The 25705-nt window shown below is 51.9% G+C and carries 23 protein-coding genes; 3 read left to right on the top strand and 20 right to left on the bottom strand.

What is annotated here, in order from left to right; all coding sequences use genetic code 11:
• Nucleotides 1-25 precede the first annotated feature (25 nt).
• The 16 genes from LA360_RS05810 to LA360_RS05885 all read right to left on the bottom strand — a co-directional run bounded on the left by LA360_RS05810 (nucleotide 26) and on the right by LA360_RS05885 (nucleotide 17788).
• On the bottom strand, nucleotides 26-469 hold the full coding sequence (locus LA360_RS05810; RefSeq protein WP_022202856.1) for a stage V sporulation protein AB: 444 nt from the start codon (nucleotides 467-469) through the stop codon (nucleotides 26-28).
• Nucleotides 456-1082 carry a stage V sporulation protein AA gene (locus LA360_RS05815; RefSeq protein ID WP_022202857.1) on the bottom strand — a complete coding sequence of 209 codons (627 nt, stop codon included), beginning with the start codon at nucleotides 1080-1082 and terminating at the stop codon, nucleotides 456-458. Before LA360_RS05815 ends, LA360_RS05810 begins: the two co-directional genes overlap by 14 nt.
• A complete protein-coding gene (locus tag LA360_RS05820; protein ID WP_002583693.1) occupies nucleotides 1079-1324 on the bottom strand; it encodes a hypothetical protein in 246 nt (81 codons plus the stop codon). Before LA360_RS05820 ends, LA360_RS05815 begins: the two co-directional genes overlap by 4 nt.
• 88 nt (nucleotides 1325-1412) lie before the next feature.
• On the bottom strand, nucleotides 1413-2126 hold the full coding sequence (locus LA360_RS05825; protein WP_057571653.1) for a SigF/SigG family RNA polymerase sporulation sigma factor: 714 nt from the start codon (nucleotides 2124-2126) through the stop codon (nucleotides 1413-1415).
• Nucleotides 2127-2131: 5 nt separating this feature from the next.
• Complete coding sequence (spoIIAB, locus tag LA360_RS05830) at nucleotides 2132-2566, bottom strand: anti-sigma F factor (protein ID WP_057571673.1); 435 nt, start codon at nucleotides 2564-2566, stop codon at nucleotides 2132-2134.
• 20 nt (nucleotides 2567-2586) lie between these two features.
• A complete protein-coding gene (locus LA360_RS05835) occupies nucleotides 2587-2928 on the bottom strand; it encodes an STAS domain-containing protein (protein ID WP_002583696.1) in 342 nt (113 codons plus the stop codon).
• A 101-nt stretch (nucleotides 2929-3029) separates the two neighbouring features.
• Nucleotides 3030-4340 carry a tetratricopeptide repeat protein gene (locus tag LA360_RS05840; RefSeq protein WP_112482770.1) on the bottom strand — a complete coding sequence of 437 codons (1311 nt, stop codon included), beginning with the start codon at nucleotides 4338-4340 and terminating at the stop codon, nucleotides 3030-3032.
• Entirely contained in the window at nucleotides 4337-4483 is a 147-nt protein-coding gene (locus LA360_RS05845) for a hypothetical protein (protein WP_002567353.1), read from the bottom strand. The genes LA360_RS05840 and LA360_RS05845 overlap by 4 nt, the downstream gene beginning before the upstream one ends.
• 29 nt (nucleotides 4484-4512) lie before the next feature.
• Nucleotides 4513-5877, bottom strand: coding sequence for a bifunctional folylpolyglutamate synthase/dihydrofolate synthase (locus tag LA360_RS05850; RefSeq protein ID WP_057571654.1), 1365 nt, complete (start codon nucleotides 5875-5877; stop codon nucleotides 4513-4515).
• Nucleotides 5878-6028: 151 nt separating this feature from the next.
• Nucleotides 6029-6946, bottom strand: a complete 918-nt coding sequence (locus LA360_RS05855; RefSeq protein ID WP_022202863.1) for a DMT family transporter — start codon at nucleotides 6944-6946, stop codon at nucleotides 6029-6031.
• 75 nt (nucleotides 6947-7021) lie between these two features.
• Nucleotides 7022-8233: an AfsR/SARP family transcriptional regulator gene (locus tag LA360_RS05860; protein ID WP_112482772.1), complete on the bottom strand. Its 1212-nt coding sequence runs from the start codon at nucleotides 8231-8233 to the stop codon at nucleotides 7022-7024.
• Between the two features lie 110 nt (nucleotides 8234-8343).
• A complete protein-coding gene (locus LA360_RS05865) occupies nucleotides 8344-10983 on the bottom strand; it encodes a valine--tRNA ligase (protein ID WP_112482774.1) in 2640 nt (879 codons plus the stop codon).
• A gap of 623 nt (nucleotides 10984-11606) precedes the next feature.
• Nucleotides 11607-12089, bottom strand: coding sequence for a YbaK/EbsC family protein (locus tag LA360_RS05870; protein WP_089775528.1), 483 nt, complete (start codon nucleotides 12087-12089; stop codon nucleotides 11607-11609).
• A 61-nt stretch (nucleotides 12090-12150) separates the two neighbouring features.
• On the bottom strand, nucleotides 12151-12963 hold the full coding sequence (locus LA360_RS05875) for a tetratricopeptide repeat protein (protein WP_022202867.1): 813 nt from the start codon (nucleotides 12961-12963) through the stop codon (nucleotides 12151-12153).
• Nucleotides 12960-14183 (bottom strand): DUF5716 family protein, encoded by a 1224-nt coding sequence (locus LA360_RS05880; protein WP_002583704.1) that lies wholly within the window; start codon nucleotides 14181-14183, stop codon nucleotides 12960-12962. Before LA360_RS05880 ends, LA360_RS05875 begins: the two co-directional genes overlap by 4 nt.
• Before the next feature lie 14 nt (nucleotides 14184-14197).
• Complete coding sequence (locus LA360_RS05885; RefSeq protein WP_112482776.1) at nucleotides 14198-17788, bottom strand: DUF5717 family protein; 3591 nt, start codon at nucleotides 17786-17788, stop codon at nucleotides 14198-14200.
• 323 nt (nucleotides 17789-18111) lie between these two features.
• Here LA360_RS05885 and LA360_RS05890 point away from each other — a divergent pair, with 323 nt between their 5' ends.
• Together LA360_RS05890 and LA360_RS05895 are read left to right on the top strand one after the other, a co-directional pair.
• Nucleotides 18112-19266 carry an NAD(P)-dependent malic enzyme gene (locus tag LA360_RS05890; protein ID WP_112482778.1) on the top strand — a complete coding sequence of 385 codons (1155 nt, stop codon included), beginning with the start codon at nucleotides 18112-18114 and terminating at the stop codon, nucleotides 19264-19266.
• Nucleotides 19267-19295: 29 nt separating this feature from the next.
• Nucleotides 19296-19814 (top strand): DUF4364 family protein, encoded by a 519-nt coding sequence (locus LA360_RS05895; protein WP_002583707.1) that lies wholly within the window; start codon nucleotides 19296-19298, stop codon nucleotides 19812-19814.
• 43 nt (nucleotides 19815-19857) lie between these two features.
• On the opposite strand, the gene LA360_RS05900 is transcribed toward LA360_RS05895, so the two are convergent.
• Entirely contained in the window at nucleotides 19858-20712 is an 855-nt protein-coding gene (locus tag LA360_RS05900) for a metallophosphoesterase family protein (protein ID WP_112482780.1), read from the bottom strand.
• A 224-nt stretch (nucleotides 20713-20936) separates the two neighbouring features.
• Here LA360_RS05900 and LA360_RS05905 point away from each other — a divergent pair, with 224 nt between their 5' ends.
• Nucleotides 20937-21164, top strand: a complete 228-nt coding sequence (locus tag LA360_RS05905) for a hypothetical protein (protein WP_112482782.1) — start codon at nucleotides 20937-20939, stop codon at nucleotides 21162-21164.
• Nucleotides 21165-21258: 94 nt separating this feature from the next.
• Here LA360_RS05905 and yihA read toward each other — a convergent pair whose 3' ends face one another.
• The 3 genes from yihA to clpX form a co-directional block, all read right to left on the bottom strand.
• The gene (gene yihA, locus LA360_RS05910; protein WP_002583710.1) at nucleotides 21259-21840 is read right to left on the bottom strand and encodes a ribosome biogenesis GTP-binding protein YihA/YsxC; all 582 of its coding nucleotides are present in this window, start codon (nucleotides 21838-21840) and stop codon (nucleotides 21259-21261) included.
• 29 nt (nucleotides 21841-21869) lie between these two features.
• Nucleotides 21870-24179 (bottom strand): endopeptidase La, encoded by a 2310-nt coding sequence (lon, locus tag LA360_RS05915; RefSeq protein WP_065551515.1) that lies wholly within the window; start codon nucleotides 24177-24179, stop codon nucleotides 21870-21872.
• Between the two features lie 150 nt (nucleotides 24180-24329).
• On the bottom strand, nucleotides 24330-25649 hold the full coding sequence (gene clpX / locus LA360_RS05920; RefSeq protein ID WP_022202875.1) for an ATP-dependent Clp protease ATP-binding subunit ClpX: 1320 nt from the start codon (nucleotides 25647-25649) through the stop codon (nucleotides 24330-24332).
• Nucleotides 25650-25705 lie beyond the last annotated feature (56 nt).

Genomic DNA, 25705 nt, shown 5'->3' on the forward strand with positions numbered 1-25705 from the left:
TTTTGGCTCATCATCTTTGGCCCCGTCATCCAAGGGAAGCCATATGATTCCAAAAATATACCAGAGATCCCGCCATTTTCCCCGCGGCCAGGGCAAATATCAGATATTGAAGCCCCACGGCCAGATGAATCCTCCGGCTGATAACCGGAAGGGCTTTCAGTGTCTCTGCCAGAGACATGACCAGACAGCCCACGAAAATCCCAACGGACAGTCCGTACGCACATATGAACAGGGTGCCCAGATAGGGCCCCATATAAATGGGGAACTCATAAATATCCAGTATATTTCCCAGGACTCCGCCCAGAATAATCACTGTCTCATACAGAAAAATATGCTTCCTTGTACCGGTCTTTCCCATGAGACGCACAAACACGCCGATAATAGCAAGGAACGCGTATACGCCGGCCGCAATGATGCCGCCGGCGCACAGACCGAAGAACGCCAGCAAACATTTTTTAAGTAATATCAATTTTAGACTCCTTTCTGCTGTCATTGGCAATCAGGGTCTTACTGATATTGTCCTCATAAAGGCGCATTTCCACCTCTAACGGCGTGGGGTCCGTATTCAGTTTTATGGCTGCGAAATGGTTGAAGAAACCGACGATACCCACGGCCAGACCCACGGAGTAGCTTACCTCCAGCACGGTAAAACCTCCGGACTCATAGCCCATGACCAGCTTGAACACCTCGCTGAACACATCGGTGACGCTGACGTCATTGTTAAAGGTCATGATGGCAAATGCTGCGCCGAAAAAGCACACCAGGCAGACAAATATGGTCTTGGTCCACTGCCAGATGTAAGCAGGCGGGGAAGGCGGTTTGTAGGCAATGATGAAATCCGTCTCCCCCACGTTGTTTACATCAATGGTGGAGTCCAGCTGTTTTAACTTATTGATTACATCCAGGGCGCTCATGATATAGCGCCGCTTGGCATCCACCTTCACGGTCATGACCTTCATGGAGTTGCATTTGTTCATCACATTCTGGTCGTCGCAGTAAACCTGGGCCACGTCCTTTAAGACAACATCCTTGTGAGTCAGCTCCGTGATTTGATTTAGTTTTAAATAGACTGTATGGTTCATAGTCCTCTTCCGCTCCTTTGGATTTCCTGCTGTCCGAACATCATGGACACAGGGTCAGTCACAAAGGCCGGACATGCTTCCTCTTCCATGGAAGACTCGTCCGTCTCCTCCCACACCAGCGTCCCTTCCTTTTCATATCCCCTGTCTCCGAAACCTGAGGACAGATACCATACCAGGGCCCCTATCAGGAGAAGGGAGGCTATGACTGCAAGCAGTTCACATACTCGTTTACCAAAACCCATAAGAATCACATCCTTTTCAAGAAAAGTTAATTGGTTTCTGGTATCTAGTATGACTTCCATGGAACTTTTTATACCTTACGGATTTTGTTTACAGTTTTTTCCTCATTTCTTTCAATATACGTTTTTCCAGCCGTGAAACCTGTACCTGTGAAATGCCCAGCTCGCCGGCAATCTGGGTCTGGGTCTCATTGTAAAAATATCTGCGCAGTATAATTTCCCTCTGATCTTCCTCAAGTCCCTCCATCAAATCCTTTAAAACCATTCGGTTTAACAAATCCTCATGGTCATTGTTGTCCTGGGCCAGCCGATCCATAAGATAGGTGGAATTTTCATCTCCGCTGTCAGCCGGACGGTACAGTGACTCCACCTCAGCTGCCGCCTCCAGGGACGCCGCCACCTCCTCACGGCTGGTGCCCAGTCTGCCTGCTATCTCCTCAATGGTGGGCTCCCTGCCCAGGCTGTATGTCATTTCCTCCCTGGCGGCCCTGACCTTAACCCCCAGTTCCTTGATGGAGCGGCTGACCTTGATCATACCGTCATCCCTGAGAAAGCGTTTGATTTCCCCTGCAATCATGGGCACTGCATAGGTGGAAAATTTCACGTCAAACCCTGTGTCGAATTTGTCAATGGCCTTAATCAGTCCGATGCTTCCAATCTGGAACAGATCCTCCATCTCATATCCCCGGCCTGAGAACCGCCTGACAATGCTCCATATGAGTCCCACATTGTCCATGACCAGCTGGTCCCTTGCCGCTTTATCCCCCGCGTGAGCCATATTGATTAATTTCATGGTCTCATCCATCGCCGTCACCTGCCGATGGATTTCTTCATTGTCACCAATGTGCCATGATTTGGTTGGGACTCCACCTCTACCTGGTCCATAAATGCCTCCATGAAGGAAAAGCCCATGCCGGAGCGCTCTCCCTCTGGATCCGTGGTGAACATGGGCTCCATGGCCTGTTTCACATCCGCTATGCCCACACCGCGGTCCTCCACTGCCACAGTCAGGACCCGTTCCTCCAAATCTGCGGTCAAGTCCAGATATATGGTTCCCCGGCCGCCCCTGTAGCCATGTATGACTGCATTAGTCACTGCCTCGGATACGGCTGTCTTTACATCATCCACTTCCTCCAGGGTGGGGTCCAGCCTGCTCATGAACACGGCCGTCACCACCCTGGCAAACTCCTCATTCCGGGAAAGGCTCTCCATTTCCAGCCTCATATGCTCTCTGTTTGTCTCCATCTTCTTATCCTCCATCTTTTTCATCCCTTTATTGCTGATTCCCTGTCTTCATATCCTTTGATAAGGCGGCTTACCCCGCCCATCTCCAGTATCCGCCTGACCTGGGGTCCTGCCCCGTAATAGGCCACGGTTCCCCGGCTGGCCGCCATCTGCTTATAGCGGTTTAAAAGCACCCCGATGCCGGATGAATCCATAAATGATGTGTGGGTAAAATCAAATACAATCCGATTGATGTAATTCTCTGCCAGCAGCAGGTCCGTATCCCGTTTCAGGTTCCTGCAGTTATGGTGGTCCAGCTCCTTCGGAAGGTGAATCACCAGCATCTGCTCCCTGGCCTCATACGTAAACGTTGTCTGTTCCATCCCTCCATACTCCTTTCTCAGTGCCTATAAATTATAAAAAAGATACCACAAAAGATATATTTCTTATCATCTGTAGTATCTTTCCTGAAAAACCGTTTAAATTAATAACCCCTGGCATTCTTTGCCCGGTCCACATATTCGGAATCCGGGAATTCATTGACCACTTTGTCAAACATGGAATTGGCATTGTCCGTGTCGCCGGCATCCTGGTACAGACGCCCCACATAGAACAGAGCTTCCGGATTATCCGGTTTTATGGTCAGACTGGCCTGGAAATAATCCATGGCCTCTGTCTTATTGCCTGCGTTCCACAGCTGAAGTCCCCTGTCCACCAGGCTCTGATAGATATTTGCCGTCATATCCTGGCGTATATTTTCCACAATGGCCTGTATATTTTCGTCCTCAATCAAATCAAAACCGGCTCCGGCAAACGCCTTGGCCGCAGCCACCAAATCACCGCTCCTGTAATCCTGAAGAATCCAAATCAGTCCCTGGTACTGGGCAATGACGCTGGTGTTGCCTGTGGTCATCTCGTCCAGACGGGCCTGAATCTCCTTTGTGTGGGCATCCAGCTCGTCATAATCCGATTTCAGAATATCGTACTGCTGATTCGCGTTGTTGAGCTTCTGCATGTAGGATTTCAGGTTGTTATCATGAATGCTGTTAAGGTCCCTTGTTCTGGCCGGCAGAATGAGAAAATAAAATGCCATAATGCCCAGTACCAGTCCTATGATGATGTGGAGCACAGTGGAAATGCCCGTATTTTCCTTATAAGTATTGGGGATGATGACATCGTCATCCTCCATCTTCCGATGGGAAAATGCCTTTACCATCTTGCGCTTCTCCGCGTCTGCCCTGCCTGTATTCTGCTTTACAATGGACATGTAGTGCAGGGCTTTCTGATTGCTCTTGTCAATCTGGAGAATCTTGTACAGGCAGCGCCCGGCCTTATTAAAATCCTCCCTGGCCATATATAACAGGGCCAGAAGAAGATGGGCCTTCACAAAATGGGGATTGGACTCCACCACCCTGGCCAGCTGGAGAATGGCCAAATCATCGCTGCCGTTTTGCGCATGCCAGAGGGCCTGGTTAAATGTTTTCACATTCTGGCTCTCTATCTCCAGCTGTCCCGGCTTCCTTTGAATCTCATCCAGATAATGGTCCGCCAGATTATCCTCCGGCTGCAGGTTCAGGCTGATGACCCACTGTACCAGGGCATCTGCCACTTCCCCGTTCTCATAGTATATCAGTCCCAGCAGATTCCTGGCATTTGTCTGATACTTATTAAAATGCAGGCTCTTCTTCAGGCACTGGGCCGCGCCGGACAGATCCCGTATCCTGGCCTTTTCCAGGCCCAGGTTGTAGAAGCTGTTGGCTATCTGCTGGTTTTTTCTTGCATAGTCTGTATTCACAGGTCCCGCTCGCCTCTTTCTTTTATCAGTTCCATCATGATGTCCGTCATATCCGTTAAATCACTCTTAACAATGGCGTCCTCCACCTCTTCCACATCCAGGCTTGGTTTAAAACGCTCAATCTCCTCTTCAAAATCAATCATGTATATCACTCCTATCTTATCAGGACTGCTCAGGTCTTCTGCTCCAGTACAGCCTTAATCTCGCCTATGAGATACAGGGAACCGGCACAGAACAACAGTCCTTCCCGGCTTTTTTCCGCCATGTCCCAAACCGCGCTCTTCGTGTCCCCATATGAGTAAACAGGTCTGGACGTATATGTTCTGAATACCCTGGCCAGCGCTTCGGCCGCCAGTCCTCTGTCACTGTTCATATGAACCACGCCCACTGCTTCCCAAATCATTTCCTTACACAGCTGCTCTGCCATACGCTCATAATCCTTATCCGAAACAGCCGCAAACAGCAGCCACGGCTTCTTTCCCTGTCTGTGCGAGATTTCCCCGGCTGTCTGTATGAACGCCTCGATACCTCCGGGATTATGGGCGCCGTCCAGATAGATTCCCGGCCTCACCTGCTCCATACGGCCGGGCCAGAATGTATTCTTCAGGCCCTTTACAATGTGCTGGTCCGATATTCCCCATTCCATTCCGTCCGGACAGATGCAGGGACCGTGGCCCGGCATCCGGCATCCTGTCCTTGGACACTCCCCGGGTTGGCGCAGAACGTCCAGGGTGCGCACAGCCAGCATGGCGTTCTCCGCCTGATAAAAAGCTTCAAAGGGAATCTCCAGTTCCAGACATCTGCCGTCCTTCATCCTTGCGCTAATGGACAGGCCCTTTTCGCCTATCTCCTCCACATGAAAATCATCCCGTCCCACCGGGTATCTGGCTGCTCCCCTGCGGAAAGCAAAGCCCTCCAGTATGGTGGAAACCTCCGGCTGCCCGTCGTCAAATATAAGCGGAACGCCGGTCTTGATGATGCCGGCCTTCTCCCCCGCAATCTTGGCCAGGGTGTCGCCCAGAAACTTGGTATGGTCCATGCTGATGGAGGTAATCACACAGGCCGCCGGCCGTTCCAGCACATTGGTGGTATCCAGCCTGCCGCCCATACCGGTTTCCAGAATCATCACATCCACATCACGCATTCTGAACAGAACCATAGCCATATAAAACAGAAATTCAAAAAAAGTGGGATGGCAGAGTCCCTGGTCCGCAAGCTTCCTGCTGGCCTCAAGGACAGTCTCAAAAGCCCCTTCAAAGCTTTCCTGGTCCACCATCCTTCCATTAATCAGGAAACGTTCACGCACCTCCACCAAATGAGGCGAGATGAAGGTACCGGTGCTGTATCCGGCCTCCTCTAAAATAGAGGTGAGGAATGCGCACACAGAACCCTTGCCATTGGTCCCTGCCACATGAATCGCCGGTCTGTCCCGGTCGGGATTTCCCAGATAATCCAGAAACCGCCTGACATCCTCCAATGAATTCTTTTTCCTGGTCCACATGGGAATGCGGTCCAAATACTCCTCTGCTTGTCCCATAACTAAAATCCATTCTTTCTTAAAAGCCTGTCTGCCGGACAGGCTTTTATAATCTTAACCTAATTTTATTCAATTGGCAACCGGATATTCTCGCCGCCCTTCGTCAGGATGCGACAGGAAACCCATTTGCCGTTTTTTTGTATCGGGACTTCTAGTTTCCTTCTGTATTCAAGGAAGCTTCCCTGTTTCGTCCCACCGGAATCTGCGCCAGTATGATGGCGCCAAACATGAGGACGCAGCCCAGTACTTCCCTGGACGAAAGCCTCTGTCCTAAAATCACCCATCCGGCCAAAACTGAAATACTGGATTCCAGGCTCAGTATCAGGGAAGCCACCGTTGGATTCATCCCCTTCTGTCCCACAATCTGCAGAGTATACGCCACGCCGCAGGACATAATGCCCGCGTAGAGGACGGGCGCCCATGCAGCCATAATCTGGCTCATTTCAGGTGTTTCATAAACCAGCATGGCCCCTCCTGACAGTATGCCGCTGACAAAAAACTGGATACAGGACATCTTTACACCATCCACAACAGGGGAAAAGAAGTCAATAACCATGATATGCACCGCAAAAAGAAACGCGCATACCAGCATCAGAAGGTCCCCTTTGTTCACCGACAGTTCCCCGCCGTTCATGCACAGCATATACAGGCCCGCCAGGGACAGAACCACTGCCCCCGCAACCACAGGACTGCATTTCTTTCCTAATAAAAGCCCCAGTACGGGGACAATTACAATGTAGCAGGCGGTTATGAACCCAGCCTTTCCCACTGTGGTGTACTGGATTCCAAACTGCTGGAAGTTGCTGGCCAGGCAAAGGGCCACGCCGCAGCAGATCCCCCCCATAACCAGTGTCTTTCTGGCTCCGGGTATGGCCGGAACCTGTTTCCTTCTTTTATTCTTCCTGTCAAAAAACCATATGCAGGGAAGAAGGACGACACCGCCCATAAGGCATCTGACGCAGTTAAATGTAAAAGGACCCACATAATCCATTCCAACGCTCTGCGCCACAAAGGCCACCCCCCATATGGAGGCTGTAAGCAGCAGCAAAAGCGCATTTTTTATCTTCATAGTCTGACCTCGCTGTATGTAATTAATGTGCAGCTGTTTTGAACAGCCGCCTTACCGTCAGGAAACCTCTGATATTTAGGGTTTCAGCACGTCAAGGCTGTAGTTTACCGCCACATCCTTGCGCACGTACGATTTATTAAAAGCGGACAGAATCCGGTTCATGACCATCTCGCTGTTCTCAAAGGTGGCGGAAGACAGAAGCAGGATAAACTGGCTGACACTGTAACGTGCGTATACGTCACTGGAACGAAGGTTTTTCTGGATGGATGCCCTCAGGCGTTCCATGGCCCTTGCCTGAATTTCCGGCTTCAGGGTGCGTCCCTTCCTGTCTCCCACGGTCAAAAGGCACAGGTACACGGAATCACCGCTGCGCTCCACGCCTCTGCGTTCCAGCTGTACCAGACTCTTGAACACGGCATATTCACACTGGTATGCACCATGCCCCTCTCCGGCGCCGCCCGTGCCCAGATTCTTCTGGATCTCATCCAGGTCCGTCACTACCTCCTGCTCGCTGCTGCTGATCACCCTATATAATTCCTTAAAATGCTCTGAGGGCGTCATCAGGCGTTCCCGGTAGAACATATCCGTGGTATCCTTATACCGCTTCAGAGCAGTCTCCTGTTCTCCCTGTCCATAAGCGGCATAGATCCAGTAATAGTGGAAATCCTCCACAAACCGGTCAATGTCAATGGCCCTTTGGCAGATTTCCTCCGCCTGGCCGTACTCCTCATCCTGAATCAGTTTTTCCGCCATATAAACAACCAGCTTCTGGTATAATGTGCGGTAATAGGCAGCCATCGGGCCTACCCAGCTATCCTCGGCTGACTTAGGCAGGAAAATGCCCCTGTATAGTTCAAATGCCTCCAGGCAGGCCCCCCGCATATTCTTCCCATCCCCTTCCGGATCCAGAATTCTCCGGCACAGGCTCTCAAACCGGTCAGTGTCCACTTCTGTTTCCCAGGCCGGGTTCCACATATAGGCCCCCTTCTGGCTCAAAATCAAATCATGGGACGGGAACCCGGCTGCCTCCAGCATCTTCCTCACCCGGAAAACCAGGGTTTTAAGGGCGCCGTAGGGATTATCCTGAACACTGTCCTGCCAGATGGCATGGAACAGCTCATTAATACTCACATCCCCCCTGCGCTTGATTATCAGATAGCTCAGCAGGCTCCAGGCTTTCCTGGACCGGTTATCGCTGTCGCTCATGGCCTTTTCATCCATTGTGATGATGAAACCGCCGAACATCCTGACATGGATAACCGGCTTATTTCCTGATGATTGATTCATGCTATGCTCTTCCTCTCTATCCCCGTATCTGACTTGCCGCTGTTTTCCCTTCCCTGCGGACAGGCGGAAGAAACCGCCTGTCCCCTTGTCCTAATCCTTCTCCTGGTTTATCACTGAAGCTGTGCCAGACGTAACTTCACCTGCTCCATCATCTGCTCATATTTTTCGAGCTTTGCGCGCTCCTCGGCAATCTTTGCTTCCGGAGCCCTGCTGACAAATTTCTCATTGCCCAGCATGCCTCTGGAACGGGCCAGCTCTCCTGCCAGACGTTTTTCCTCGCCCTTTAACCGCTCTATCTCCTTCTCAATATCCACCAGATCCGCAAACGGCATATAAATTACAGCCCTGTGAACCACCGCGGAAACAGCATCATCTGCAATTCCGTCCTTATTCTTCTGGAGAATTACCTCTCCCGCATAACCCAGGGTGGCAAAAAAGCTTTTGCTGTGCTCAAATATCCTCAGCAGCCCTTCATCCTCCGATACCACATAAACAGTGGCCTTCTTGCTGGGAGGAACGTTCATGGATGAACGCACGACACGGATAGCCCTTACGGCCTCCTTGATAGTCTCTGTGGACTGTTCTTCCTTTGCAAAGCTCCAGTCGTCCCTGTAAACCGGCCACTGGGATACCATGATGGTTTCCTCTTCCTCCTGAAGATTGCAGAATATTTCTTCTGAGATAAACGGCATAAACGGATGAAGCAGTTTCAGCGCCTGAATCAGCACATGCCTAAGAGTCCAGATGGCGGCCGCCTTTGTATCATCCTCTTCATTGTACAGCCTTGGCTTCACCATTTCAATATACCAATCGCAAAATTCTTCCCAAATAAAGTCATAAACCTTCTGAAGAGCGATTCCCAGCTCGTATTTATCCAGATTTTCCGTCACTTCTCTGGTAAGGGTATTTACCTTGGACACAATCCATTTATCAGCCATGGTAAGACGGTCCAAAGCCACTTCGCCTGACTGGGCAGCCTTCTCAATGTTCATCATGATGAATCGGGAAGCATTCCAGACCTTATTAGCAAAGTTACGGCTGTTCTCCACTCGCTCCCAGTAAAAGCGCATGTCATTGCCGGGCGCATTGCCCGTAATCAGGGCCATGCGCAGGGCGTCTGCGCCGTACTTGTCGATGACCTCCAGGGGATCGATGCCGTTGCCCAGGGACTTGCTCATCTTGCGGCCCTCGCTGTCCCTTACCAGACCGTGAATCAGCACGGTGTGGAACGGAAGCTTTCCGGTCTGTTCCAGGCCGGAGAACACCATACGGATGACCCAGAAGAAAATAATGTCATATGCGGTTACTAAAACATCCGTGGGATAGAAATAATCCAGATCCTCTGTCTTTTCAGGCCAGCCCAGGGTAGAGAATGGCCAAAGGGCGGATGAAAACCAGGTATCCAGGGTATCCCCATCCTGCTTAAATGAGGTGCAGCCGCACTTAGGGCAGGCGTGGGGCGCTTCCTTGGAAACCACGAGTTTTCCGCACTCCCGGCAGTAATAAGCAGGAATCCTGTGTCCCCACCACAGCTGTCTGGAGATGCACCAGTCGCGGATTCCTTCCAGCCAGTGGAGATATGTCTTTCCGAAGCTCTCAGGAATAAAGGTAAGACTTCCGTTCTTAAGGGCTTCAATGGCCGGCTTCGCCATCTCTTCCATCTTTACAAACCACTGCTGCTTCACCATGGGTTCCACCGTGGTCTTGCAGCGGTCATGGGTTCCCACATTGTGGGAGTGGGGAACCACCTTGACCAGCAGGCCCTGTGCCTCCAAATCAGCCACAATGGCCTTCCTGGCCTCGTAGCGGTCCATACCAAAATATGGTCCCGGAACATTTACCGTGGCATCGTCGTTTAAAATGACGATTTCCTCCAGGTTGTGGCGCTTGCCCACCTCAAAGTCGTTGGGGTCATGGGCCGGGGTGATTTTCACGCATCCGGTTCCAAACTCCTTGTCCACATACGGGTCAGCGATAACAGGAATCTCCCTGTCTGTCAAAGGCAGCTTAAGCATCTTGCCCACGATGTCCTGATAGCGCTCGTCCTCCGGGTTCACCGCCACAGCGGTGTCTCCCAGCATGGTCTCCGGCCTGGTGGTGGCTATCTCTACGAAACGGCCAGGCTCTCCCACTACAGGGTAATTGATGTGCCAGAAGAAGCCGTTCTGCTCCACATGCTCCACCTCTGCATCAGAGATAGAGGTCTGGCATACAGGACACCAGTTGATGATTCTGGACCCTTTATAGATGTAGCCTTTCTCATACAGCTTGACAAAGACCTCCAGGACCGCGCCGGAACATCCCTGGTCCATGGTAAAGCGTTCCCTGTCCCAGTCAGCGGATGACCCCAGCTTATGAAGCTGCTTTACGATTCTGGTGCCGTACTCATCTCTCCACTTCCAGCATTCCTTAAGGAATCCGTCCCGCCCTAAGTCTGCCTTGTCAACGCCTTCCTTCTTAAGCTTATCAATAACCTTGACCTCGGTGGCAATGGCGGCATGGTCCGTCCCCGGCTGCCACAGCGCCTCATAGCCCTGCATCCTCTTATAGCGGATCAAAATGTCCTGCATGGTATTGTCCAGGGCATGGCCCATGTGCAGCTGGCCAGTGATGTTTGGCGGCGGCATCACGATTGTAAACGGTTTCTTACTGCGGTTTACCTCTGCGTGAAAATACTTTCCGTCCAGCCACTTCTGGTACAGGCGGTCCTCGATGTCCGCCGGGTTGTAGGTTTTCTCCAGTTCTTTCATGGTTTGTTCTCCTTTTTTTAGATGGGTTTTTTAATAGGTTTTGATAACCTGAAAATAAAAAGCCCTTTGCCAATCCCGGTTAAGGGAAGGCAAAGGGCGGAGTGTCCGCGGTACCACCTTTGTTTTGCCGGATGCCCGGCAGTCTCATTGGGCCTTTAACGCAGGCCGGTCGGAAGCAGCTACACAAAAGAAAACGTTACATGGCGGCAAAACGGAAATGTCCGTCTGCCAGTCGTTCAGTTTTATCCTTCACCGCTCCAGTTCAGAAGCTACCTTCTATCATACTCTGCCCGGGCCGCCTTTCAGCCAGTGGACCGCCCTCTCTGATGGTTTATATGATGTACTCCTCTTCTTCATAACCGTTGTGTTTGATTGGATTGCTTTGTTTGCATGATTTGCATGTTTGGTTTATTTGCTTTGATTTATAATTATCAAGCATAATAATTATTGTGGGATTTGTCAAGTGTTTTTTGGTGAGGCTTATGCTGGCCTCCTCACTCTCAAAGCCGGAAAAGCCACCTGCATCACCCCTCTTTTCCTTATGAAAATGGACCCGTATCCTCTAATAGCTTTCCCATCTGTAAGTAGGATATGATATCACTTTCTCCGATTTTTAGATATATCTATATACGTTCTTCCCCCCACCCTTTACAGACATCAATCCACCCCAGATACCCGGAGGCTGTCTCCAACTCAGGTATCGTAAGCTTCACTGCGCTGCTGGCGCTGCCGCAGGCCGGGTACACCACATCAAACCGTTTAAGGGACTCGTCCAGATACACCGATACTCCTTCCTTCACGCCAAAGGGGCACACGCCTCCCACGCTGTGGCCCACCATCTCCGTCACCTCGTCCGGCGACAGCATCCTGGCCTTTGTATGAAACTGCTCCTTATATTTATGGTTGTCCACCTTGGCGTCCCCCGCCGCCACGATCAGCACGGCCTTCTGGTCCACCATAAAAGATAACGTCTTGGCGATGCGGGCCGGCTCACATCCCACTGCCTGGGCTGCCAGCTCCACCGTGGCGCTGGATACCTCGAACTCATAAATCCGATCCTCCAGGCCGGCCTTTCTCAGATGTTCTTTTGCCATGTCAAACGCCATGATGTAATACCTCCGTTATTATCGTATTCTTAATCTCCGAACCTTCTCACGCCATATATACTCAGACCATCATCCGGTACTCCTGCTTCCACCTGCGCACCATCTCGGCCGCGCCGCTCATCCGTTTGATGGGATCCTTTTTAAATAATGCCCGCAGGGCCCTGACTTCCTCTGCCTGGCCTGCCTCCAGCGCAGCAAGGTCTATTTCCCCGCTCCACTTTCTCTTACGCTCATCCGTGAATACGGACTGGTACTTGTCCTTCACATCCAGCTCCGGCGCAAAGACAGTGAGGAAATAAATGCGTTTTAGCAGAGCATCATCCTTTCCCAGCTCATAGGCCTTGTCATAGCAGCTCAGGGCCTTGTGAAACTGGAACATCATGGCGTAGCAGGCGCCCAGGTTGTTGTAAACCTTTGCCAGAAACAGATCCTCCACCACCTTATCCCTGGGATATTCCAGAATCTTCCCATATCTGGCCGCCGCCTTGCCGTACTGCTGCTGTACGAACATATAATCCGCCCTCTGCTTTTCATACTGGGCCGGATGCAGGGCACGCAGGGCCGCTGTGGTCTGCTTGAATTTCTGTATTTCCTTGTCACTGTAATAATCGCATTCCGACAGGAACAGGGCCAGGACCTCCTCCGGTCTGGTGCCGGTTTCCACCAGCTTCTCCATTCGGCCTGCCAGATAATCCATATCCAAATCCTTACGGATAAAATCAATCAACAGATCATCCAGGAACTCATCCATCACCAGAACCGGATGGTTGTATACGATATAACACAGCTCCTGTGATGAGTGGATATGGATTCCCAGCACATCGATATAATACGGATGTTTCACAGGTTCCTGTCTGCAAAGTATCAGGCTCATAACTTCACCTCTTGTTTCACCACCGCGCCGGAGGATGGGAACAGCTCCCCGAATCCCTTGTCACGGATAGACATTGTCATGGTACCCTCATCTGTAAATGCCACCTTAAGCTCAACCCGGGTGGTCTTTGGAGGGCGTTCCGGAAATCCGGTCAGCGGAATCCTGACCAGCTTTTTCTTTTTGGAGTCCAGCGGACTGATGGTAAACTCTATCTCCTTCTGTCCGTCCACAATCAAATCCATGGAGCTTTTGGATTCATACCAGTTGTCGCCGTAGGAAGCAACCACCAGCTGGTTTTCCCGCCCTCTGCGCATGACCTTTAAGGACACCTCCGCCTTAAGCCTTCCCTCGCAGATAAATACATAGGGGTAGGAGGTCTCCTGGTGGGTATAATCAGCTCCCTTATAAGCCGCCCCCCTGGCAAAGAGACAGGACTCCACAAATACCTTTCTCCGGTTGCAGATTAACCGCATAAATCCGCCGGCCCAGTCCTGGCGCTCAAAGCCCTTACCCGTCAGAAACACCGTGGAAAACAGTTTCCTGTTTAAAAGCTTTTCGCCGCAGGCCGTCAGTATCTTATCTGCCAGACGGCTGCCTGAGGGCGAGTCCAGTATATCCAGGTTAAATGCCTCCTCCTGGTTCTGGGCCTCTGCCTGGACCATGTTGCGCCGCATACCCCTCTGCACCTTCATCTCATAATAGCACAGGCGTTCGCCGGACAGCTCAAACAGTCCCACCTGATTGGTCCACAGCTCTTTTTTCTGGCTCAGAACATAGTATATGAAGCCCTCGGTATGGCTGATAACATGGACCCTGTCCCTTGGTATCTCCAGATAGTCGGCACAGTACATCAGAGTGTCAAGCAGCCTGCAGTCCACGCTCTGAAGGGTAATGACCAGCTGCGCCACCTCATCTGTACCGAATTCCTTTCTGGGATAACCTAACATCTTCTCTATGAACAGCTTAAGCAGCGTACCTCCGCCGTAGCAGATGCCTCCGATGGTGGATGTCCCATCCTTGGCCGCCATCTTAAGAAGCTTATCCACGATGACTCCCTCTCCCAGCAGAGTGGCCGCATAGGCCTCCTCCCCTGAGAGCCAGACTTCCTCTTCCTTCCTCCGGCAGATGACCGTAGGAATGGTCCACGACTTTTCTTTATCATAACAGCATATCTGGGTATAGTCGTCATTTAAATCCAGACCAATCACTAGACCGTCCATAGACAGTTCCTCCATTACTCCATGGGAAACAGCCTGCCAAGCGCCGCCGACTTTTTGAGATAGTCTTCCATCGCGTTTAAAAGCCTGCTGTCATCCCTGTCTTTGATTGCCGCTCCCATCTCGTTCAGGCAGGCAAAACGGCTGTTCTCCTTTCCCTCCAGCTTATGGTCGCACTCCACCTGTCCCTCTGCCGCAAGCCTGCGGTGTCCGTCCAGATAGTCATATATCCTGTACTCCATGATCTCTCCCTCAAAGAGTACCTTTTGTTTCACAAAAATCCCCTGGTATACACGGCGGATGTCCTCACTGTGAAATCCTGTTTCCTCGGGCAGGATTCTCACCTGAAGCTCCGGATGAGCGTCTTTCCTGCCCCGGTACTCCACCATGGCCTTGTCCATGATATCCTCCGGCACCGGAATATGCTTTGACAGCTCCCTGGTATATGGAAATACCAGTCCTTCCTCCAAAAGCAGGGATGTCATGGTCTTTAACAGTTCCACATCCCCCTCCTCCACCTTGTCCAGCGTGGAAAAATACCGCGTCAGGGCCAGCAGGTAGATGGTGGGCATCCTGTCCTTGTCAAAGGTATTGCCCACTGCCTGCTTCAGATATTCAAACACCCTCTGGTCCATATCCTTTTCTTCCAGGAAGTACTGGACGCTCTTCTGGGTAAAATACGCCTTTACCACCATTTCCCTGGTGGTCTTGCGTTTCATGTACAGTTCAAACACGGAATCCATCTGGTCGCAGCAGCCGGTAAACAGCATCTGCCCCAGCAGCCGCTCCTCCAGGTCATATGTCTCCACATGCTCCCTGACGCCCTGAATCAGCACCTCATACATCTGGGATACGGTTCCGTTGAAATGCTCACACAGATAGTCCAGGATCACGCTGTCATAGCACCCCTGGCAAAACACCTGATGGGACAGGCCCAGAAGCAGCTCGTCCTGGTCAAACAGGTTCATCAGTATGGTCTTGGTGCACAGCTTCATCAGCCGTGGCGTGGATATATACTGGCTTCCGTAATCCCGAATCATGTTATAAGCTTCCCGCATATAATTCTGGCTGATTAGGGTCTCGCATATCTGCTGCCTCTGCCTGGCAGCCATGGGCCTTTTATCAATCTGCACCAGATAGGCGCAGTTAAATACACCGTCGCCGTCCTTATCCTCAGACGCCTTCTGGCAGTAATAATCCGTCACCGCCTGCATCAGCCTGCCCTCAAAGACAGGGCTCAAATGCATCTGAGTCACGATCTCTTCCAGCAGCGCTGCCTCCTCGTCCGTTTCCACCCCGCGGTTCACAATATCCCTGCATTCGGAAAGCTTAAGCATGGGATGGTCCGGATATACCTCATAGCACTGGGCCAGCAGTTCCGGGCGGTCCATGACAGATACCTTCCAGTGCTTCACGTCCAGATACCGGTTGCCGTATGCGTCCTGAAACAGAAGGACGCTGCGGTCGGAAAACAGGGGCACATAAGCAGACTGGTTTTCCAGGAGAAATGCCTCCTCGTCCTCCAGCTCCTCATAGCGGACAATGACATACTTCATTCTGGAATCCCCGCACCGGATGCGGCAGGACTTAAGGATGCCGGGAAGAACCCTGGCCACCCGGCTGTCTATCATATCCTTATAAATCATGTGTTCGTAAATAACGGCCAGGGATCGGTTGATTCTGGACTGGAACAGCTGTTCCATGGCAAACTGCTCCATATGCCTGGTGTAGCTCTGGTACAGCTCCGCGGAAGGATTCATGTATTCCAATATATTCCGGTACAGCACCTGGCGGCTGTGCCTGTTCAAATCCTTATCATAGGAGAAATACAGCAGCACCTCCTTAGGCAGCAGGTGTCCGTAATCCTCCGGCAGTGAATAGAGGAAATACTCGTAGAGCCTGGTCAGGTTTACCCCCTGTTCCAGGGCCTTCTCGTACCAGGCAAATGCGTCCCTTTCCTTGCGGTCCCCTTTGATGAGCAGGCTGCACACTGCCTCCAGAATCTCCTGCTCCTCATATGTCTGGTACAGCTTTGCAAATAAGCGTTCCACCAGCTTTCTGTAATGCTTAAGCTCCAGTGCCAGTCCCGCTGCCCTCAGGGCGGTCAAACGGCTGACGATTCCTTTCTGTACACCCAGATACAGCGCCTGTATCTCAAAATCGCCCAGTCGCACAAACAAATCCGGATGGGCTTCCATCAGACGGCAGGCCGATGCATAGAGGAACGGGCTGCTGCAGCCCTGATTGAAAAGTGATGCCATGGACCGGTACAGCTCCAGAGGATTCTGGGCCATGGTTTCGTCCAACTTCATCAGCATCAGGAAGAGATAAGGCCGTATCTCCCCATCCTCCCATAAAAGCTTGCGTATATAGCGGACCAGGGATTCCTTCTGCTGGACAGACGGCTTGATTTCCAGGCGCAGATACTGGTAGAAGCAGTATAATTCAACCTGCTCTTCCCTGTGGGCCAGCACATGGTCCCTGGCGTCGTCTAAAGCCAGGGAGGCATTGTCCTCCCTGCCGTTTAATATAAGAAGCTCTGCCTGTATCAGTTTGGCCCTCTCGTCCCCCGGAAAATCAGCTCTGAGATGCTCTGTCTCCTTCATCATCTGGTTCAGGAGAAGGGCCGGCTCATAAACCCCTGCCTCATAGTCCAGACGCAGAGCCAGGTATTTATATAAGCTCCCATGGTCCATGAACCGGTCCGCCCCGGATTCCCGCTCCGCGCTGCCGGCTCCGCGCTGCCCCTCCGCCTCCACGGAAAGAAGGAATTCCTCCCCCATGGATTTAATGCGGATGCACCCAAAATTCCTTCCCCTGTGAAGCCTGGACGGTATAATGCGGTATCCCGCCCTGCACCGGCCCTGGACAAAATCCTGGTCTGTAATCCGGGAGGCCCCCAGTTCAATGAAGGGAGCATCCGCGGTTATGTCCGCCGACACATACCCCCAGGTTCCTGCCGAAATATCTATATAATCTTCCGCGATTCCGGTCAGATTCTCATAGGTCCTGGTTCCGGTCTCCAGCGTAAGCTTTACCGGTTCCTTCACCTGCAGGGCCACCAGGAATTCCTCCAGCAGATTCCTTCTGCCGGCCCTTCCCTTTAACCCGTCATAGATGGTACGGACCCGGGAATCCTGCATGAAGGGGGCCTCTGTAAAATCCTGATATTCAAACATCCTCAGCGCCTTTTCCAGGTCCTTCTTAGCCAGCAGCCCAAAGTCCCTGGGAGTCTTTAAGTTTCCCAGAACCTCCCCTGAATCACCGGCCTGTACGCGCAAAGAATAAGGAATCTCCCTCTCACCGCCATTGGTGACCAGGTAAAAAGATCCCTTGATTTCGTCCCCATGCTCTGAAAAATCCACGTTGACTTCATATATAATCCGGTTGCGAAGCCCGCCAAAGGCGCTGTTCACCACCCGGACCCTTTCGTGGCTGGAATACACCAGCCCTTTTATATGCAGGTTATTGCCGCTGCTCACCAATATCTCGCCACGGATGACCTCACCCGCGGGAACCGAAGCCTCCACCCGTTCCGGTGTCAGCACCAGCTCCGGCGAACCATTGTCAATGATTCCCCTGGCCAGACGGTTAATACGTTCCCTCATAGTACCACCTGTATCTTTATCCTTCTGTGTAAAATGTCCGCACTTACGTAACATGATATCACATTTTGGGTGGTTTTAAAAGTTTTAATTACATCTTTTGTACAAACCATGGGTTCCATGTTCTTCCATTTCCCCTTTGTTCTCCCCCTCCCCGGTTCGCACCGCCGCACAAGCGCCGCCATACCCAGATGATTTCAAAAATGCAGGTTTGTCAAACCGCACCAATTTCAAAAGGAACTTGATAAACACTTACAAAATTGTTATGATATATAAAAATGCATTTTTGTGTTTCTACTATGATAATGAAAAGGACGGAACGGATTATGACAACCAATGAGAAAGCACTGCTGCTCCACGAGGAATGGAAGGGAAAACTTGAAACCACATCAAAAGCAAAGGTCGCCTCCAGGGAAGACCTGGCCCTTGCCTATACCCCGGGCGTTGCCGAGCCCTGCAAGGTGATTGCCGCCGACCCGGAGGCGGCTTACCGGTATACCATCAAATCCAACACCATTGCCGTTGTATCCGACGGAAGCGCCGTACTGGGCCTGGGCAACATAGGTCCTCTGGCAGCCATGCCTGTCATGGAGGGAAAGGCTGTGCTCTTTAAGGAATTCGGCGGTGTCAACGCCTTCCCCATCTGCCTGGACACCCAGGACACCCAGGAAATCATTGAGACCGTTGTGCGCATCGCTCCCGCCTTTGGCGGCATTAACCTGGAGGACATCTCGGCCCCCAGATGCTTTGAGATAGAGGAGGCATTAAAAGAGAGACTGGACATCCCGGTGTTCCACGACGACCAGCACGGCACTGCCATTGTGGTCCTGGCCGGCGTTATCAACTCCCTTAAGCTGACCGGCAAAAAGAAAGAAGATTGCCGCGTGGTAGTAAACGGCGCCGGCTCCGCGGGCATTGCCATCACAAAGCTGCTGCTGACCTATGGATTCGCCCATATTACCATGTGCGATAAGAGCGGCATCCTGAGCAGGGGCGCAGAGGGCCTGAACTGGATGCAGGAAAAGATGATGGACGTGACCAACTTGGATCACAGGACCGGTACCCTGGCAGATGCCATGAAGGGCGCTGACATCTTCGTGGGCGTGTCTGCTCCCGGAATCGTGACCCAGGACATGGTGGCATCCATGAATAAGGACGCCATCCTCTTTGCCATGGCAAACCCCGTACCGGAAATCATGCCTGATCTGGCAAAGGCTGCCGGGGCGCGTGTGGTCGGGACCGGCCGTTCCGACTTTCCCAACCAGGTAAACAACGTGGTGGTTTTCCCCGGAATCTTTAAGGGCGCGCTGGAAGGCCGTGCTTCTGCCATCACCGAGGAAATGAAACTGGCTGCCGCCGAAGCCATTGCAGGACTGGTGGACGGGAGGGATTTAAACGACGAGAACATACTTCCCGAAGCCTTTGACCCCCGCGTGGCAGATGTGGTCAGCAGCGCGGTAAAGGACCACATTAGAAAATAATAAGAAAACCCTGATGGAGCGTGTGTGATATGCTTACTGAACCTATGACCTTGTACAAACTGATGAATCTCTATATGTTGAAGCAGGTGAACTTCCCCCTGACGAACGCCCAGCTCACCAACTTTTTCACAGAGCATGAATACACCACCTATTTCACCCTCCAGCAGGCATTAAATGAGCTGGAAGACGCCGGCCTGGTCCACAAGGAGGCCAGCCACAACAGCACCCGTTATGACATCACCAGGGAAGGCGAGGAAACCCTCAACTTCTTTGGCAAGAACATATCCTCCGCCATCATTGAAGACATGAACCAGTACCTCAAGGAGAATAAGTTCCGTCTCCGGGAGGAGGTGGGAACCACGGCCGACTTCTACAAGGGAACTAATCAGGACTACATTGTCCACTGTGAGGTCCGCGAGAATAAGACCACCCTGATTCGTCTGGATTTGTCTGTTCCCGACAGGGAGCAGGCAGAATCCATGTGCAATACATGGAAAACAAAAAGCCAGGAAATCTATGCCCATGTCATGCGGTCACTTTTATCCTGACTTGCTGTGCCGGTATACCTGCTTCCACCGGGAAGCGTTTTCACTAAAAAGAGATTTGTTCCAATAACAGTTCTAAAATCTGCCGGGCATTTGCGTCCAGCTTTTTTTCGCATATATCATAGATGGTTGCTGCCAGCCTGAAATTCTCCCCCAGGTTCCGGATGACCCATTCCCTGGATTCACCGGCCTTTCTCAGGCGTAAGATTTTCGCTATGAGGAACAGGTATTCCTTTTCCTGGTCCGGGACGGGTTTGACGGCTTCCTGCTTGGCTGCCGGCTGTCCCCCGTATCTGGCTGCCATGACCGCGCCCTTTGCCTTATCCGTCTGGCCCGCGCCCTTTGCCTGCTTCTGCTTATAGCGTTTCTGATGCTTTTCATACTTGCTGGCTTTGGCCTTTTCCCTCTGGCTGGTGGCTGCTCCCGGCGTCCCGTACCCATGTTCCAGCCAGATGGTCTCCACCTCATACGTTCCTTCCTCAATGGTCATCACGGCCATGGAAAGGGGCAGGGTAAAACGCTTATAACCGCAGCTTCCCGGATTCAGCCAAAGCCTTCCGCTGATTTCCTGCTGATAATACATATGGGAATGGCCGAATATGACCACCTGAATATCCTTGAGCACGCTGGGAATATCCACTCTTTCGTGAGCCATGATAAATTTTACCCCTCCGATTTCAAACCGGTTCACCTGTCCAAGGCCCCCGGACCATCCCCTGTCGTTATTTCCCCTTACCGCGTACAGTGGCTGGTCCACATTCAGCTTATGATACAGCATCTGATTGTCGAAATCCCCTGCATGGACAATCACATCGCAGGTTTCGAGAATCCTCTCCACCTCCGGCCGGAGCACTCCATGGGTGTCCGCCATGACAGCCACCCGTATTGGTCCCGTTTCCATTACATAATACCTCCAGATACAGCCCTGCGCGTCTGCAATCCCATCACCCCGGGCTGTCTTATTTTATTTCATACCTTTATCTATTATACGCTAAATGCCGGATATGTCGAGCTGAATCTGACAGGATTCACCTGTAAATCTGCCAGATATGCTCTGACCGGAATTCGGAATGTGAGGATTTATTAGGTGAGGAAAAGGGACAGCTGACCATAGCGTTGGCCCTGATGCGTGGCTCCTGCCTGGTGGCGGCCCCGGGCCATCCCCTGGCGGAAAAAGCCATGGTCAGGGAAGGCTTTCGCTATCCCTGGGCGGATATCACATATACAGAGCATGAACCCTACATTCTGCACCCCCGGGACCAGACCACGGGCCGGATATCCGCAGGGCCGGTATATTCCGTCTTACGGAAGGTATTTTATCGAGCCGGTGAAGGAGACTTACCGGTAGCGTAAAGGCCTGATTTCCTGCGGGCAATACCCGTCTGTCAGGAAACCGGGCCTTTCTTCTCTTTATTAAATCAATTTTTTTAACAGGAATAGGGGCAGCCTACAGGCTCCCCTCAATAAGATCCCATATATCATCCCTGCCCTGCTTTGTCTCTGCCGAAAAAGGAATGATGATGCCGTCCTTTTCCATTCCCAGGCCTTCCCGCACCATCTTCACGTGCTTTTGTACCTGGCTGCGGTTAATCTTGTCCAGCTTGGTGGCAATGATGACGGGATGATATCCGTTAAAGATAATCCATTCATACATCAGCTTGTCGTTAGCTGAGGGCTCGTGGCGGATATCAATGAGCAGGAATACCATCTTGAGCATCTGGGAATTCCTGAGATACCGTTCTATCATCTTGCCCCATTTTTCCTTGACCTCAACCGCTATCTTGGCATAGCCGTAACCCGGCAGGTCCACGTAGTACAATGCCCCGTTGATGTTGTAAAAATTGATGGTCTGGGTCTTTCCCGGCTGCGAGGAGGTCCTTGCATAGGCTTTGCGGTTCATCAGCGCGTTGATGAGGGATGATTTTCCCACATTGGACTTGCCCGCAAATGCAAACTCCGGCAGTGTATTCTCCGGCAGCTTGCTGGTCACGCCGCAAACTGTTTCCAGATTCACGTCTCTTATTATCATATCTGTTTCTCCTAATTCCTATCCGCACTCTAAACAAATGCCTCCGACACCACATCCTCCATGGCCTTTACATACACAATGTCCAGTCCTTTGGTGATTTCTTTGGACAGCTCCGCCATATCCGGCCGGTTCTTGTCAGGTACCAGTACCTTCTCTATATGGGCCATCTTGGCTGCCAATATCTTTTCTTTCAGTCCTCCGATGGGCAGGACCCGTCCCCGGAGGGTTATCTCCCCGGTCATGGCCACCTTGGCCTGGACGCTTTTACCTGTCACCGCGGACAGCATGGCTGTGGCCATGGTGATTCCCGCGGATGGTCCGTCCTTTGGCACAGCGCCCTCCGGGATATGGATGTGGAGATCATGCTTCTCAAAATAATCGTCGGCAATCCCGTATTCCGGGCACACGGACCGCACATAGGTCAAGGCTGTCTGGGCGGATTCCTTCATCACATCACCCAGCTGTCCGGTCATCAGAAGGCTTCCCTTGCCCGGCATCACATTGACTTCTATCTGAAGGGTATCGCCTCCCACACTGGTCCAGGCCAGGCCGCGGACAATACCGATTTCATCTTCCTCATTGGCATTTTCAAAGGTCACCTTTTCCTTGCCCAGATATTTTTCCAGATTGCTCTCCGAAATCTTGATGGACTTCTTCTTATCCTCCAGGAACTGTCTGGCTGCCTTGCGGCAAACATCCCCAATGCGGCGCTCCAGATTCCTGACGCCCGCTTCCCTGGTGTAGTTGTGTATGATTTTTTCCAGGCTCTTATCGGAAAATGTAATCTGGCTGTCCTTCAGCCCGTTGCGCTCCATCTGCTTTGACACCAGGTAGTCCCTGGCTATGTGAAACTTCTCATTTTCCGTGTAGCTGTTGACCTCAATCAGCTCCATGCGGTCCAGCAGGGGACCCGGTATGGTCTGGGTGGTGTTGGCCGTGGCAATAAACAGTACCTGGGACAGGTCAATGGGAAGTTCCACATAATGGTCCCTGAATTTCACATTCTGTTCCCCGTCCAGTACCTCCAAAAGCGCGGAGGAGGTATCGCCCTTGTAATCGCTGCTGACCTTGTCAATCTCATCCAGAAGCATCAGAGGATTGCTCACACCGGCCTGGCGCATGCCTTCCACAATACGGCCGGGCATGGCGCCCACGTAGGTTTTCCTGTGTCCCCTGATTTCCGCCTCGTCCCGGACACCTCCCAGGCTGATGCGCACGTATTTCTTATTCAGGGCTCTTGCCACAGACCGGGCAATGGATGTCTTGCCGGTTCCGGGAGGTCCCACCAGACAGATGATGGGGCTGGTGCCCTTCTTAGTCAGGGCGCGGACGGCCAGGTATTCCAGGATCCTCTCCTTTACCTGTTCCAGTCCGTAGTGGTCCTCGTTGAGTATCTTCTCGGCATGTTTGATGTCGTCATTGTCCTTGGACATCTTCTTCCATGGCAGGTCCAGCAGGGTTTCCACATAGGTGCGCAGCACATTTGCCTCTTGGCTTCCGGCCGGCATATTGCGGAAACGCTCAATCTCTTTGTGGAGCTTTTCCTTTACTTCCTTGTCAGCCTTCAGTGCGTCCAGTTTCTTCTGGTATTCGTCTGCATCCGACACAGCATCCTCTCCCAGCTCCTGGCGGATAACCTTCATCTGCTCCCGGAGGATGTATTCCTTCTGGTTCTGGTCGATATCAGCCTTTACCTTTTCCTGGAACTCCTGCTTAATCCTGTATATCTCCATCTCAGTCAGCAGAGTATGCATCACTACCTCATACCTGGCTGACAAAGAGCTGTTCTCCAGCACCGTCTGGCGGATGGTATAATCCCATGGCAGCTGAATGGCAATCTGGTCCAGCATCTCATTCAGATCTGTAATAATCAGCAGATTGGGCAGAATCTCCTTCGTAATCTTGGAATTAACTCTTCCATATTCTTCCAGCCTGTCCTTCAGGATGCGCAGCATAGCCTCCTGAGTCAGGCTGTCCAAATCATCCTCCTCCGCTTCTATGGCTGCTATCTCGCCCATCATGGCCGGTTCCTCGGCTTCCAGACACAGAAGCTCAGCGCGCTCCAGTCCTTCCACCAGCACGCGTACCACCTTGCCCGGCAGTTTCACCAGCTGCTTCACCACCGCCACAGTACCCACCTGGAACAAATCCCCCTGCTCCGGCTCCACGATTTCAGGATGTCTCTGGGCCACAAGGAACAGTTTCTGGTCTCCCACCATGGCCCGCTCTACGGCGGCCACTGATTTCGGCCTGTTTATATCGAAATGCAATACCATACCCGGAAGTATGGCCAGCCCCCTGAGGGCCACCACGGGCATCGTAATCACTTGTTCTCCCATTCTCAATCTTCCCCTCTTGTATCTTAACCATTTGAAAAGCCGCTGCAATGCAGGTGCCGGACCGGCCGGAAAACAAGCCTTCTGGTCCGGGTCATATCTGATTTGCAGCGGCCCTTTCTCTCTTCTAAATTGTCACAGGAGCATGACAGCCTACGCAATTTCTCCTGTCTTACTGTCCCCCCTAAGCCGTTCTGACAACGGTTTTCGGGCAGATGCAGGAGGCATGTCGCGGTATACTAATTCCGGCTGTCCTGCCTTTCTCACTACGTCTCTGGTAATGGTACAGATTCCGATAGAATCATCGGACGGAATCTCATACATAAGGTCCATCATCACCGATTCAAGGATAGAGCGCAGTCCTCTGGCGCCAATCTTGCGGTCTACTGCCAGCTGTGCAATTTCCTCCAGAGCCTCCTGAGTAAATTCCAGCTTCACATTGTCCAGCTCAAACAGCTTCTGGTACTGCCTCATCAGGGCATTTTTCGGTTCTGACAGGATGCGCACCATAGCTTCCTTTGTCAGCTGTTCCAGAGAAACCATCACAGGCACGCGGCCTATGAACTCGGGAATCAGCCCGAACTTGGTCAAATCCTTTGGCTCCACCTTCTTGAGCAGCTCATCGATGTTCAGGTCGTTCTTGTTTGTCACCTCGGCGTTGAAACCAATGGAACCGGCGCTGAGACGCTGCTCCACAATCTTCTCCAGGCCATCAAAGGCACCGCCGCAGATAAACAGGATGTTGGTGGTATCAATCTGAAGAAGCTCCTGGTGCGGATGCTTCCTGCCGCCCTGAGGCGGAACACTGGCAACTGTACCCTCCAGAATCTTGAGAAGCGCCTGCTGGACGCCCTCGCCTGAAACATCCCTGGTGATGGATACATTTTCGGACTTCTTGGTAATTTTATCAATTTCGTCAATATATATAATGCCGTATTCGGCACGGGAGATGTCATAGTCGGCTGCCTGGATAAGCTTTAACAGAATGTTTTCCACATCCTCGCCCACATATCCAGCCTCTGTCAGTGCAGTGGCATCCGCAATGGCAAAGGGAACATTGAGAATCTTAGCCAGGGTCTGGGCCAGATAAGTCTTGCCTGAACCCGTGGGCCCTAACATGAGGATGTTGCTCTTCTGCACATCCACGTCCATGTTCTGGCATGCCGTCACCCTCTTGTAGTGATTGTAAACCGCAACGGACAACACCTTCTTGGCGTCATCCTGTCCGATGACATATTCGTCTAAAAATGCTTTGATTTCCTTTGGCTTCAGGAGACGTATATCGGCCAGCGCGGGGCTCTCCCCTTCATCCTGGCCTTCCAGCTCCTCTTCCAGAATCTCAGAGCACAATTCTATGCACTCGTCACAGATATACACATTGTTGTTGCCTGCTCCGGCAATCATCTTTCGTACCTGATCCTGTGTCCTTCCGCAGAAGGAGCACCGAATCGTGTCATCTGGTCTCATTGGCATACGATACCTAACCTTTCATATCCTTTACTTGCTGTTTTACGTTACCGGCCTGATGC

Origin of the sequence: Enterocloster clostridioformis, assembly GCF_020297485.1 — a bacterium.
GTDB lineage: Bacteria > Bacillota > Clostridia > Lachnospirales > Lachnospiraceae > Enterocloster > Enterocloster clostridioformis.

Coding starts and splice junctions, on each gene's coding strand:
- LA360_RS05815 (WP_022202857.1), bottom strand. CDS start 1,082: ATGAACCATACAGTCTATTTAAAACTAAATCAAATCACGGAGCTGACT.
- LA360_RS05820 (WP_002583693.1), bottom strand. CDS start 1,324: ATGGGTTTTGGTAAACGAGTATGTGAACTGCTTGCAGTCATAGCCTCC.
- LA360_RS05825 (WP_057571653.1), bottom strand. CDS start 2,126: ATGGATGAGACCATGAAATTAATCAATATGGCTCACGCGGGGGATAAA.
- spoIIAB (WP_057571673.1), bottom strand. CDS start 2,566: ATGGAGACAAACAGAGAGCATATGAGGCTGGAAATGGAGAGCCTTTCC.
- LA360_RS05835 (WP_002583696.1), bottom strand. CDS start 2,928: ATGGAACAGACAACGTTTACGTATGAGGCCAGGGAGCAGATGCTGGTG.
- LA360_RS05845 (WP_002567353.1), bottom strand. CDS start 4,483: ATGATTGATTTTGAAGAGGAGATTGAGCGTTTTAAACCAAGCCTGGAT.
- LA360_RS05850 (WP_057571654.1), bottom strand. CDS start 5,877: ATGGGACAAGCAGAGGAGTATTTGGACCGCATTCCCATGTGGACCAGG.
- LA360_RS05855 (WP_022202863.1), bottom strand. CDS start 6,946: ATGAAGATAAAAAATGCGCTTTTGCTGCTGCTTACAGCCTCCATATGG.
- LA360_RS05860 (WP_112482772.1), bottom strand. CDS start 8,233: ATGAATCAATCATCAGGAAATAAGCCGGTTATCCATGTCAGGATGTTC.
- LA360_RS05865 (WP_112482774.1), bottom strand. CDS start 10,983: ATGAAAGAACTGGAGAAAACCTACAACCCGGCGGACATCGAGGACCGC.
- LA360_RS05870 (WP_089775528.1), bottom strand. CDS start 12,089: ATGGCGTTTGACATGGCAAAAGAACATCTGAGAAAGGCCGGCCTGGAG.
- LA360_RS05875 (WP_022202867.1), bottom strand. CDS start 12,963: ATGAGCCTGATACTTTGCAGACAGGAACCTGTGAAACATCCGTATTAT.
- LA360_RS05880 (WP_002583704.1), bottom strand. CDS start 14,183: ATGGACGGTCTAGTGATTGGTCTGGATTTAAATGACGACTATACCCAG.
- LA360_RS05885 (WP_112482776.1), bottom strand. CDS start 17,788: ATGAGGGAACGTATTAACCGTCTGGCCAGGGGAATCATTGACAATGGT.
- LA360_RS05890 (WP_112482778.1), top strand. CDS start 18,112: ATGACAACCAATGAGAAAGCACTGCTGCTCCACGAGGAATGGAAGGGA.
- LA360_RS05895 (WP_002583707.1), top strand. CDS start 19,296: ATGCTTACTGAACCTATGACCTTGTACAAACTGATGAATCTCTATATG.
- LA360_RS05900 (WP_112482780.1), bottom strand. CDS start 20,712: ATGGAAACGGGACCAATACGGGTGGCTGTCATGGCGGACACCCATGGA.
- LA360_RS05905 (WP_112482782.1), top strand. CDS start 20,937: ATGCGTGGCTCCTGCCTGGTGGCGGCCCCGGGCCATCCCCTGGCGGAA.
- yihA (WP_002583710.1), bottom strand. CDS start 21,840: ATGATAATAAGAGACGTGAATCTGGAAACAGTTTGCGGCGTGACCAGC.
- lon (WP_065551515.1), bottom strand. CDS start 24,179: ATGGGAGAACAAGTGATTACGATGCCCGTGGTGGCCCTCAGGGGGCTG.
- clpX (WP_022202875.1), bottom strand. CDS start 25,649: ATGCCAATGAGACCAGATGACACGATTCGGTGCTCCTTCTGCGGAAGG.